This is a genomic window from Nocardia sp. NPDC060249 (genome assembly GCF_042728755.1).
Classification (GTDB): Bacteria; Actinomycetota; Actinomycetes; order Mycobacteriales; family Mycobacteriaceae; genus Nocardia.
Window position 1 is genome coordinate 368,453 of record NZ_JBHXAQ010000002.1, and the last position, 11,693, is coordinate 380,145.

Genomic DNA, 11,693 nt, shown 5'->3' on the forward strand with positions numbered 1-11,693 from the left:
CATCCAGAGACGCAACCGCAGAGGAGTCGCCATGCCGCTTCATGGTCAGGAATCGTCCGAGCACATGGTCACCGTCGGCGATGTCGAACTGTGTGTGAGCACCTTCGGGGACCGGCACCAGCCGCCGGTGCTGCTGCCGAGCACGGCGAGACTGTTCTGGGAGGACCAGTTCTGCGACCGGCTCGCCGACGCGGGCCGGTTCGTGCTGCGCTACGACATTCGCGATACCGGCCGGTCGACCGCCTACCCGCCGGGCGATCCCGGATACACCCTCCGAGATCTGGTCGCGGACCTCGTCGGGCTGATGGATGCCTTCGAACTTCCGCGAGCCCACCTGGTGGGCTTCTCGGTGGCCGGATGGATCTGCCAGCTCGCCGCCCTCGACCACCCCGATCGGGTGTCTGCCCTGACGCTGATCAACACCCGTCCCACCGCCCCCGGCCCGGCGGACCCGGATCTGCCCGAACACTCGGACCGGATCATGGCGTTCTTCACCGAAAGACCCCACCCGGACTGGTCCGACCGGGCGGCGGTGATCGACTACGGCGTGGAGCAGGCCCGGGTCCGCGCGGGCACCCACGGATTCGATGAACAGCGGGCACGCCGGCAGGCGACCCACATGGTCGACCGCACCACCGACATGGCCTCGAGCGTGCTCAATCTGGCATATGTCGAGTCCGGCGACCGGTGGCGGGAACGTCTGGACGAGATCGCCGTGCCGACCCTCGTCGCGCACGGCACCGATGACCCGTTCTTTCCCTACGGCAACGGACAGGCCTTGGCTCGTGAGATCCCCGGCGCCGATCTGCTTCCGCTGACCGGCGTCGGCCACGAACTTCCCGACACCGCCGGCGACCGCCTGCTCGCCGCCATGCTGCTGCTCCACCCGGAATCGGTGGTCGAAGACGGTGCGGGCCGAGGCTAGCGCCGGCCCGAGAATATCCACGGCCATCCTCGGCAGTCCGAACCGCCGAGCCAGCCGAACTCCGTTGCATTCAGCATCTACGCGGCACCTCGCCGCCTCGACGGAAGTGACGGAAACACCATGCGATCCTTGCCAAAAGCCCTCGTGGCGGCGATGCTCCTCGGCTCGGCACTCGGCCTCGCGGCCTGTTCCGACGACAGCTCGAGCACCACGGCCGCGTCTTCCTCCGCGCCGATGACGTCGGCGCCCACCAGCACCGGCGCATCCGCCGCTGCCGACCTCGTCGGGCCCGGTTGCGCGGCATACGCCGCCCAGGTGCCCAGCGGTCCCGGCTCGGTCAGCGGAATGGCCCAGGAGCCGGTGGCCGTCGCCGCGTCCAGCAACCCGATGCTCACCACGCTGGTCTCGGCGGTCTCGGGCAAACTCAATCCCGATGTCAATCTCGTCGACACCCTCAACGGTGGCCAGTTCACCGTCTTCGCGCCCGTCGACTCGGCGTTCGCGAAGATCGATCCGGCCACGATCGACACGCTGAAGACCGACTCGGCTACCCTCACCTCGATCCTCACCTATCACGTGGTGCCGGGCCAGATCTCACCGCAGAGCATCGCGGGCACGCACAAGACAGTCCAGGGCGCCGACGTGACAGTCAGCGGCTCGGGTGACACGCTGAAGGTCGGCGACGCGAACGTGATCTGCGGTGGCGTGCACACCGCGAACGCCACCGTGTACATGATCGACAGCGTGCTGATGCCGCCCGCGCCGTGATGACGACGGCGCTTTTTCCGGCGTCGCCGCGGAAATATCTCGGCGGCGCCCATCCGAACCCGAAGGCAGGCCGAAATCCCTCTCATGCTGATGCAAGCAGGGACCACCCGATGACGGCCCGGCGCGGCTCCGCACCGATCAACCTGCGATCGGTCACCGAGCCCGCTCCGGCCTGCCCGACGGGCGAGCGAGGCGACCGTGCCGTCCAAGAGCGGCTGGTCGACCTGCTCGACGATGTCGCGGCAGGCGATCGGACGGCGTTCGCCGAGTTCTACCGCGCCACCAGTGCGCGGGTGTTCGGGCTCGCGCTGCGCGTGGTGCGCAACCACGGTGCCGCCGAGGACATCGCCCAGGAGGTGTTCCTTCAGGTCTGGTCGCTGGCCGGACAGTACGACGCCACCAAGGCCAGCCCGATCGGCTGGCTGATGATGCTGACCCACCGGCGTGCGGTCGACCGGGTACGGGCCGAACAGTCGGCCACCCGGCGCGACATCGTGTTCGGCCACGCCCACCTCGGCCGCGACCACGACGTCGTGGCCGAGGAGGTCACCCAGCGACTCGATGAGCAGTCGGTGCTGGACTGTCTGCAGACCATGACCGAACTCCAACGCCAAGCGGTGGCGCTGGCGTACTACGGCGGGCGCACCTACGTCGAGGTCTCCGAGACCTTGTCGGTGCCGTTGCCGACGGTGAAGAGCCGCATCAAAGATGGCCTGAAAAGGCTCGAGAACTGTTTGACCGGAGGGAATACCCGATGAGCGAGACCGATCGGCGGACCCCTTGGTCGTGGCTGGACGAGGCGTACCCCTATGCCATCGACGCGCTGGATCCGCCACAACGACAGGCACTCGAGGAGTGGCTCGCCGCCGCTGGACCCGACCGCGCGGCCGAGTTCCAGGCCGTTGTCCACCGCATCCAGGAGACGATGGCGGACCTGACCGTGTTCGACTCGGTCCCGCCACCGGCACGCCTGGAATCCGCGCTGATGCGCGCGCTGGACCGCTACGACACACAGGCGCATCCGCTCGCCCGGCGCGGCGCGCCCGGCAACCGGTGGCACCTTCGATGGCTGACCGTCGCCGCCGCGGCGATCGTCGCGGTCGGCGCCGGTGTCGGTATCGGGGTGGTGATGGAACGCGCGAACGACGGTACGGGTGCGGTTACCGCGCAGCAGGTGCTCGACCAGCCCGACAGCCGGGAGTCCTCGGTGGCCGTCACCGGTGGCGGCGCGATGACGGTGTACGAGTCGGAGTCACTGGGCGCGGCCGCGGTGTCGTTCCAGGACATGCCCGCGCTGCCTGCCGATCGCGCGTACCAGCTGTGGCTGATACGCGCGGGTACACCGAAATCGGTGGCGGTGATGGACGGTCCGGCCTCGGTCGTGACCGCCGTCGATGTCGCCGACACGCTCGCGGTGACGGTCGAACCCGCCGGTGGTTCGCCCGGGCCGACCACCTCGCCGATCGTCAGCATGACAGTCGGCTGACCCGCTGCGGCGGGCCATGCCGACACTCGAGATCCCAGGAGTGACAGCATGGTCCGCCGTTTCAGCTTCACGCACCGCCATCCCGGCCGGCTCGCCGCGGCAGTCGCGGCCGCGGCCGCCGCGGCGCTGGTCCTCGGGGTCGGGCACCTCGTCGCCGTGGTCATCGACCCGGCTTCCTCCCCCTTCTTCGTCCTCGGTGCCACCGTGGTCGATCACACGCCGAAGTGGTTGAAAGACAGCGCGATCCGCTGGTTCGGCACCAACGACAAACTGGCGCTGGCCGTCACGATGGCTGCGGTCATGGCGGTGGCTGCCGCGATGATCGGCCAGGTGGCCCGCCGCAGCCCGGCATGGGCGGCCGGGCTGCTCGGTGCTCTCGGTATCACCGTCGGGGGCTTGGCACTGCTCCGGCCCACCGCCACACCGCTGTTCGTCGTTCCGGCGGTGGTCGGGTCACTGGCGGGGATGGTGGCGCTGTGTGCGCTGTTCCTCGTGCCCGCCGAAGTCGACCGGCAGGCCGAGCCGACGCGGCGCGGGTTCCTGCTCGCGCTGTCCGCGGTGGCGGCCGGCGCCGTGGCGGCGGGCGCGGCGGGCCGGGTCATCGGCGCCCGGCTGCGCGATATCGCCGCCGACCGGGCGGCTTTCGTGCTCCCTTGGGTCGCCGCCCCGGTGCCGCCGGTCACCCCCGAGATGGACAGAGTCGTGCCCGGCCTCACCCGATTCATCACTCCCGCACAGGATTTCTATCGCGTCGACACCGCGCTGCAGCTTCCGTCGTTGACTCGCGCGCAGTGGCGGTTGCGCATCCACGGGATGGTGGAGCGCGAGATCCGTCTCGACTTCGACGAATTGAGCACCCGGCGTGCGGTCGAGTCGCTCATCACGCTCACCTGCGTGTCGAACGAGGTCGGTGGCGAGCTCGCCGGGACCGCGCTGTGGACCGGATACCGCCTGGCCGATCTCCTGGCCGAGGCAGGACCCTCCCCTGACGCCGATATGGTCCTGTCGCGCAGCGTCGACGGGTTCACCGCGAGCACACCATCGGCCGCCGTGCTCGGCAACCCCGACGCCCTGCTCGCCGTCGCGATGAACGGCGAGCCGCTGCCCGTCGCTCACGGCTACCCGGCGCGGATGATCGTGCCCGGCCTCTACGGATATGTCTCGGCCACCAAGTGGGTTGTCGATCTGGAACTCACCAGGTTCGACCGCGCTCAGGCGTACTGGACACAACGCGGCTGGGCGACTCGGGCACCCATCAAGACCGCATCCCGCATCGATGTCCCCGCGGCCTTCGCCCACCTCGACGCCGGACCAGTGATCGTGGCAGGCGTGGCGTGGGCCCAGGGCCGTGGGATCGAGGCCGTGGAAGTCCAGGTCGACGACGGACCGTGGCAACCGACCACACTCGCCGCCGCCTACTCCCTCGATACCTGGCGCCAGTGGACCTGGACGTGGGATGCCCCACCCGGCACGCACGCCCTGCGCGTGCGCGCGGTCGACGCCACCGGGGCGGTGCAGACCGACGCCAGAGCGACCCCGTTCCCCGACGGCGCGACGGGCAGGCACTCCCGCGTTGTCATGGTGCGATGAACCGGGTGCTCAGGCCTGGCCGACGAGATAGTTCACGAGGGCGTCGACGATGCCGAGGGTGCCTTCCTCGCGCTGGGCGCCGGTATCGAAACCGTCGAGGTGGGCGCCGAATTCGACGAGGGTGAGTTTGGTGCCGACGGTGGTGGGTTCGAATTCCCAGGTGGCCACCGAGGTGGAGATGTGGGAGCCGTCGAGCCACATGTCGTAGGTGTAGACGAGGCGTTCGTTGTCGACGATATCGGTGTAGGTGGCGACGAAGCGGGAGGTCACCTTCTTCTGGAAGGTACCTTCGTTGATCTCGCGGCCGCCCACCTCGAAGTCGATCGAGGACTCGCCCTGCTCCCAGCCTTCCTCGCCGCCGAACCACTTCGCCTTCACTTCGGGGTCGGCGAAGGCTTCGAAGACGACGGCGGGCGCGACGGGCACCTCGCGTTCGATGGTGAACTGGGCGTGGTTGACGGAGCGGGTCACCGTGTCGGTCATTGTTGTTCTCCTTCTGAGTTTCTGGTCGATTCCACGAGCAGTGCCGTGAGCCGGTCCACCTGCCGTTGCGCCGGTGGACGTTGGCCGTGCAGCCAGTCGATCGCCGGGCCGAAGGCATCCGGCACCAACTGGTAGGTGCGCACGCGGCCGATCTTCGCCGAGCTGACAATGCGACCGGCCTCGAGCGCTTTCAAGTGCTGCACGATCGTCGGCAGCGCGACCTCGAACGGTGCGGCGAGATCCGACACCGAGGCGGGCCCACGCGCCAGCCGTTCCACGATCGCGCGACGAGTCGGATCGGCCAATGCCCGAAAGACACTGTCGAGTCCTCCGTCCGGTTCGTCGCTCGAATACTTAGGCACATACCTAAGTATTCACAGCAGCGGCGATCTGCGCAACCCCCGGTTTCGAAAGGCCTGGGGTTACCCCGCCACCTCGATCGTCATGGCCACCCTCTGCGCCACCCTGGCGATCGCCGTCCGCCGTATCCGATGGTCGTGAACCGCCCCGGTGCCCGAATCGCGCCGTCGAACCCGAACCTGCGCACCCGCACCCTCGGCCCGAGGCCGATTCTCGTCACCAGGACAGCACACAGGGCCAGGGAACCGATGATGCTTTTCCACAGGCGAATCACCGCTTGGTCGAGGATGATGCCGATACGGTCGGCGCAGGTGGTGGCTTCGGCGATGGCCATGCGGTCGTTGATCAGCGCGGGGTCGCTGAGGATCTCGTCCAGGCGAATGCCCGCGATCGCCTGCTCGGGCGTGAGCGGGAGCTCGGGAAGCCAGGTGAGGCGCCACCGGCCGTCGTCGCCGAGAGTGGCGCGCTCGGGGGTGCGGTCGCTACCGATCGTTCGGTCCGTGCGGAAGATCGCCATCAGCGCCTCCTAGGGGGCAGGCTTTCGCTTCCACCTTCCACGGTCCACGAAAACTCCACCAGACAACAGCTGGCAAATCATCGTTCAACCGACTATCCTGCCGACATCATCCCGGCCTACCTGCGCAGACAGTACGCGAGGGCATCCGATCGACCGGCTATCGACCGCGCCAGCGAACCCACAGTCACGCGGTAGGCGCGGATTCCCCGTCGAAGGCGGTCAGGATCGCCTCGGCGGCGAGGGCGGGGGTGAGCGATCCCGCGCGAACATCCGCTTCCACCCGCGCGCGAACCTCTTTCACGTTCGGGTTGTCGGCGAGGCGGCGCAGGATCTGGTCGTGGACCATGGTCCAGGTCCAGTCGACCTGCTGGCGGCGGCGCTTCTCGGCGAATTCGCCTGCCTCGGTGAGGACTCGGCGGTGGTCGAGGACGGTATCCCAGAACTTGTCGAGGCCGACGCCTTCCAGACCGCTCATGGTGAGCACCGGTGGCTTCCACAGTGCGTCGTGCGGGTGGATCAGGCGCAGGGCGCCCGCCAGTTCACGGGCGGCGCCTTTGGCTTCGATCTCGTGTTTGCCGTCGGCCTTGTTCACGGCGACGAGTTCGGCGAGTTCGAGCACGCCTTTCTTGATGCCCTGCAGCTGATCTCCGGTGCGGGCCAGGGTGAGGAAGCAGAACACGTCGACCATATTGGCGACGGTCACCTCGGATTGGCCGACGCCGACGGTCTCCACGAGGATGACGTCGTATCCGGCGGCCTCCAGGAGCACGATCGTTTCGCGGGTTGCCTTGGCTACGCCGCCGAGAGTGCCCGCCGTCGGGGACGGCCGGATGAACGCGCCGGCTTCCAGCGACAGCCGGGCCATGCGGGTCTTGTCACCGAGGATCGAGCCACCGGTGCGGGTCGACGACGGGTCGACCGCGAGGACCGCGACGCGATGTCCCTTGTCCAGCAGGTACATCCCGAGCGCGTCGATGAAGGTCGACTTGCCGACGCCGGGAACCCCGGTGATGCCGACCCGATTCGAGACGACACCGCCCGGTTCGGCCGCCACCCGCAGTAGCAGCTGCTGTGCGAGTTCCCGGTGATCGGAGCGGGTGGATTCGACCAGCGTGATCGCGCGGGCCAGCGCCGAGCGCTGCCCCGCCTGGACCTCCTCGGCCAGCGCGTCGACATCGATCGTCCGGCGAACGCCCACAGCGGTGCGCCCCTCGTTCCGTGGCGAGCCGACGCCCGCGGTGGTCCCGAGCCGGGGATGCGCGTCGGCACCCCCGGCTACCTGTGCGGCCTCGCTCATACTGTTCCACTGCGGCATGCTCGGGCGCCCTCCGTGGTTACGCCGGCTGCCGCCTCCGGGCGCTGACCGCTCATGCCTGTGCGCCGCCACCGATCTCGTGCCCGAGTGCCGCGCCCAGCTTCTTCAGCAGGTCGATGGCCGCGTCGGCGATGACGGTGCCGGGCGGGAAGATCGCTGCCGCACCGGCCTCGTAGAGCTCGTCGAAGTCACCGGGCGGGATCACGCCGCCGACGATGACCATGATGTCGGGACGACCCACCTCGGCCAGTGCCTGGCGCAGCGCGGGCACCAACGTGAGGTGACCGGCGGCCAGCGAGGACACCCCGACGATGTGCACGTCGTTGTCGGCCGCCTGGCGCGCCACCTCTTCGGGCGTCTGGAACAGCGGGCCCACGTCGACGTCCATGCCGAGGTCGGCGAACGCGGTCGCGATCACCTTCTGGCCGCGGTCGTGCCCGTCCTGACCCATCTTGGCGACCAGGATGCGGGGACGACGCCCCTCGGCCTCGCCGAACTCCTCGACCAGCGCGATGGCAGCGCCGATGTTGGTGGCCTTGCCTGCTTCGTCACGGTACACACCGGACAGGGTACGGATTTCGGCCTGATGACGGCCGTACACCTTCTCCAGCGCGTCGGAGATCTCACCGACGGTGGCCTTGGCGCGCGCCGCGTCGATGGCCAGCGCGAGGAGGTTGTTCTCCATGCCGCCCTCGGACGACGATGCCGCCCGGGTCAATTCGGCCAGCGCCTGCTCCACGGCGGCCGAATCACGTTCGGCGCGAAGCCGTTCCAGCTTCTCGATCTGCTCGGCCCGCACCCGCGAGTTCTCGACCTTGAGGACCTCCACCGCGTGGTCCTCTTCGACCTGATACTTGTTGACGCCGATCACCGGCTGCTGACCGGTGTCGATGCGCGCCTGGGTTCGCGCGGCGGCCTCTTCGATGCGCAGCTTCGGAATGCCTTCCGAAATCGCCTGTGCCATACCGCCGTGCGCCTCGACCTCGGCGATGTGGGCGCGCGCCCGCTCGGCGAGCTGGTGGGTGAGCCACTCGACGTAGTACGAGCCGCCCCACGGATCGATCGGGCGGGTGGTGTTGGATTCCTGCTGGATGAGCAGCTGCGTGTTGCGGGCGATGCGGGCGGAGAAGTCCGTCGGCAGGGCCAGGGCTTCGTCGAGGGCGTTGGTGTGCAGCGACTGGGTGTGCCCCTGGGTCGCGGCCATCGCCTCGATGCAGGTGCGCGCCACATTGTTGTAGGCGTCCTGCGCGGTCAGCGACCAGCCCGAGGTCTGCGAATGTGTCCGCAGCGACAGCGATTTCGCGCTCTTGGGCTCGAACTTCGACACCAGCTCGCTCCACAGCAGCCGCCCCGCGCGCAGCTTGGCGACCTCCATGAAGAAGTTCATGCCGATGGCCCAGAAGAACGACAGGCGCGGCGCGAACTTGTCGACATCCATGCCCGCGGCGATTCCGGCGCGGATGTACTCCACCCCGTCGGCGAGGGTGTAGGCCAGCTCCAGATCGGCTGTGGCACCGGCCTCTTGGATGTGGTAACCGGAGATGGAGATCGAGTTGAACTTCGGCATCTTCGCACTGGTGAAGGCGAAGATGTCGGAGATGATCCGCATCGAGGGCTTGGGCGGGTAGATGTAGGTGTTGCGAACCATGAACTCTTTCAGAATGTCGTTCTGAATGGTTCCGGCCAGCTGCTCGGGCGTCACGCCCTGCTCTTCGGCGGCGACGACGTAGAGCGCCAGGATCGGCAGCACCGCGCCGTTCATGGTCATCGACACCGACACCTGATCCAAGGGGATCTGATCGAAGAGCTGGCGCATGTCCAGGATCGAGTCGATCGCGACACCGGCCATGCCGACGTCACCCTGGACGCGGGGGTGGTCGGAGTCGTAGCCGCGGTGCGTAGCGAGGTCGAAGGCGACCGAGAGTCCCTTCTGACCCGCTTGCAGGTTGCGGCGGTAGAAGGCGTTGGAATCGGCGGCGGTGGAGAAGCCCGCGTACTGGCGGATGGTCCACGGCTGATTCACGTACATGGTCGGGTACGGGCCACGCAGGAACGGCGCGATGCCGGGCACGGTGTCGAGCGGATAGCCCTGTGCGACAACAGCATCCCGATCAGCCTTGGTGAACACCGGCGGAACGTCGATGCCCTCCGGGGTCGACCAGACCAGCTGTTCGGGCGTGGTGTGGTTCGCCGTCGCCGCGCCGGCCACGAACGCGCGGACCTGCTCGGCGTCGACGTCGGCCGCCACGGACGCGTGGTCGGTGAGCGGCACCTCGGCGAAACTGCCGATGACGTGCTCGATATCGGATGTGGTCATCAGGCTCCCACCTTCTCCAGCAGCTGCGACAGGACCGCGACCGCGTCGATGCGCAGGGCCAGATACCCGTCGGGACGCTGCGTCCCGCTGAATTGCTCGACCGACTTCTCCGCTCCGGCCAGCAGCACGGTCTCGATTCCGGCGGCGCGCAGGGCGTCGGTGGCGGCTCCCGCCTGTTCGCCGTAGCGCTTGTCGGCACCGCACAGCACCGCGATGCGCGCACCGGATTCCGCGGCGGCGGCAGCGATGGCGTCGATCGTGAGCGGGCCGGGGTTGACCGACTCGATACCGCCGGACGCCAACACGTTCGCGGTGAAGATGGTGCGCGCGTTGTGTTCGGCCACCGGGCCGAGCGGCACGATCAGCGCCTTCGGGCGGGCGCCGTTGGCAGCCAGGTAGGCATCGGAGCGGTTGCGCAGCGCTTCGAAGGCAGCGCCGTAGCGCGCGTTCGGACCGGGTTCACGGGCCTGCTCCGACAGCGGGGTCTCGGCGAGGTTGGGGAACTCGTTGACGCCGGTGACCGCGGTGCGGCGGTGGGCGACATCGGCGGCGCGCGTGGCCGCGGTCTCGGCGATCCGGGCCGCGAGCACACCGGCGTCGAGCGCGGCGAGGTAGCCGCCCGCCGACTCGAGCTCCTGCATGAATTCCCATGCCTTGGCCGCGAGTTCGTCGGTCAGCGTGTCGACGTACCAGGATCCGGCGGCCGGGTCCTGCACGTGCCCGAGACGGGATTCCTCGAGCAGCAGCAGCTGGGTGTTGCGAGCCAGGCGCTGGGAGAACGTCGTGGATACGCCGAGTTCGCCCGCGGGCAGGGCCGCGTCGAAGGGCAGCACGGTCACCGAATCGGCACCGCCGACGCCGGCGCCGAACGCGGCGAGCGTGGTGCGCAACAGGTTCACCCAGGGGTCGCGCTGGGTCATCATTGCGGCCGAGGTGATCGCGTGCTGCGGGGCGGCGCCGAAGGCGGGCGCGCCGGAGACCTGGGCCACGCGGGCCCACAGGCGCCGGGCCGCCCGGAATTTCACGATGGTGGCGAATTGGTCGTCGGTCGCCGCGAAGCGGAACTCGAGCTGGCCGAACGCGTCGGCGATGTCGACCCCGGCGCCGGTCAGCAGGCGCAGATAGGCCAGACCGGCCGCGACGGCGGCGCCCACTTCCTGGGCGTCGGCGGCACCGGCGTTGTGGAAGGCGATGCCGTCCACCGTGATCGCGCGGACCGTCTCGGGCCGGGCGATCGCGCGCACGGCCAGTGCCACGGTCTCGGCCTGGTCGAGGTCTTCGGCACCGGTGAAGGCACTGGTCAGCGGGGCGGCGCCGAGGCCGACCCGGATCTGCGCGCGATCGGCGATCGAGTACCCGTCGAGGACGTCGAACACCCGCTCGGCGGCCGTGCCGGTCGCCGCGCCCGCCACCAGCGTCAGCGGGGCCAGCTCGAACAGCAGCCCACGCAGGGCGAGGGGGATGTCGTCGACGGCGACGCCGTAGGCGCCCACCCCGAGCGCGATCGCGCTCACGCCGTTCTCCAGGCCGGTCAGGATCGCCCGGTTGGTGGCCTCGGCGTCGTCCTCACCGGCGAACGCGCCGACGAACCAGCCGCGCTGCGGGTCGCGGGTGGCGTCGCCACCGCGCACATAGGGGAAGGCGCCGGGCAGCGGCTGCTCGGGCAGCTCGTCGCGGCGGGTGTAGAGCGGGGCGATCGTGAGCCCGTCATAGGTGGTCTCGTCGAGCAGATGTTCCGGTTCGGCGGGGAGCTCGGAAGCCTCGACCCGTCGCGCTTTCGCCAGCACACCCGCCACGCCCTTGCGCCACGCGGCGTACTCGGGCACCGGATCCGGTGCGAGCCCCGCCCCGGACTCTGAACCAATCGGCATAGCTGCTGTTCTCTCTTCCATTCGACGACCGCACCCCGGTGTGCTGCCGGTCCGTGAAATC

At 69.0% G+C, this 11,693-nt stretch carries 11 protein-coding genes; 5 read left to right on the forward strand and 6 right to left on the reverse strand.

All coding sequences use genetic code 11. The annotated features are described in order from the left end of the window. Positions 1-31 precede the first annotated feature (31 nt). From ACFWFP_RS09325 to ACFWFP_RS09345, 5 genes are all read left to right on the forward strand, one after another. Entirely contained in the window at positions 32-925 is an 894-nt protein-coding gene (locus tag ACFWFP_RS09325; RefSeq protein WP_379294235.1) for an alpha/beta fold hydrolase, read from the forward strand. Between the two features lie 120 nt (positions 926-1,045). Beyond that, positions 1,046-1,693 (forward strand): fasciclin domain-containing protein, encoded by a 648-nt coding sequence (locus ACFWFP_RS09330; protein ID WP_379294236.1) that lies wholly within the window; start codon positions 1,046-1,048, stop codon positions 1,691-1,693. Positions 1,694-1,803: 110 nt separating this feature from the next. Next, positions 1,804-2,451 (forward strand): ECF RNA polymerase sigma factor SigK, encoded by a 648-nt coding sequence (gene sigK / locus ACFWFP_RS09335; protein WP_379294237.1) that lies wholly within the window; start codon positions 1,804-1,806, stop codon positions 2,449-2,451. Beyond that, complete coding sequence (locus ACFWFP_RS09340; protein WP_379294238.1) at positions 2,448-3,179, forward strand: anti-sigma factor domain-containing protein; 732 nt, start codon at positions 2,448-2,450, stop codon at positions 3,177-3,179. The genes sigK and ACFWFP_RS09340 overlap by 4 nt, the downstream gene beginning before the upstream one ends. Before the next feature lie 48 nt (positions 3,180-3,227). Then, positions 3,228-4,769, forward strand: coding sequence for a molybdopterin-dependent oxidoreductase (locus ACFWFP_RS09345; protein ID WP_379294239.1), 1,542 nt, complete (start codon positions 3,228-3,230; stop codon positions 4,767-4,769). Positions 4,770-4,778: 9 nt separating this feature from the next. Here ACFWFP_RS09345 and ACFWFP_RS09350 read toward each other — a convergent pair whose 3' ends face one another. The 6 genes from ACFWFP_RS09350 to ACFWFP_RS09375 form a co-directional block, all read right to left on the reverse strand. Then, positions 4,779-5,252 carry an SRPBCC domain-containing protein gene (locus ACFWFP_RS09350; protein ID WP_379294240.1) on the reverse strand — a complete coding sequence of 158 codons (474 nt, stop codon included), beginning with the start codon at positions 5,250-5,252 and terminating at the stop codon, positions 4,779-4,781. Further along, positions 5,249-5,614, reverse strand: coding sequence for an ArsR/SmtB family transcription factor (locus ACFWFP_RS09355; RefSeq protein ID WP_379294241.1), 366 nt, complete (start codon positions 5,612-5,614; stop codon positions 5,249-5,251). Before ACFWFP_RS09355 ends, ACFWFP_RS09350 begins: the two co-directional genes overlap by 4 nt. Positions 5,615-5,694: 80 nt before the next feature. Continuing rightward, on the reverse strand, positions 5,695-6,129 hold the full coding sequence (locus tag ACFWFP_RS09360) for a hypothetical protein (protein ID WP_379294242.1): 435 nt from the start codon (positions 6,127-6,129) through the stop codon (positions 5,695-5,697). A gap of 184 nt (positions 6,130-6,313) precedes the next feature. Then, entirely contained in the window at positions 6,314-7,426 is a 1,113-nt protein-coding gene (gene meaB, locus ACFWFP_RS09365) for a methylmalonyl Co-A mutase-associated GTPase MeaB (protein ID WP_379295111.1), read from the reverse strand. 70 nt (positions 7,427-7,496) lie between these two features. Continuing rightward, a complete protein-coding gene (gene scpA / locus ACFWFP_RS09370; RefSeq protein ID WP_379294243.1) occupies positions 7,497-9,761 on the reverse strand; it encodes a methylmalonyl-CoA mutase in 2,265 nt (754 codons plus the stop codon). Then, positions 9,761-11,632: a methylmalonyl-CoA mutase family protein gene (locus tag ACFWFP_RS09375; protein ID WP_379294244.1), complete on the reverse strand. Its 1,872-nt coding sequence runs from the start codon at positions 11,630-11,632 to the stop codon at positions 9,761-9,763. Before ACFWFP_RS09375 ends, scpA begins: the two co-directional genes overlap by 1 nt. Between the last annotated feature and the right edge of the window lie 61 nt (positions 11,633-11,693).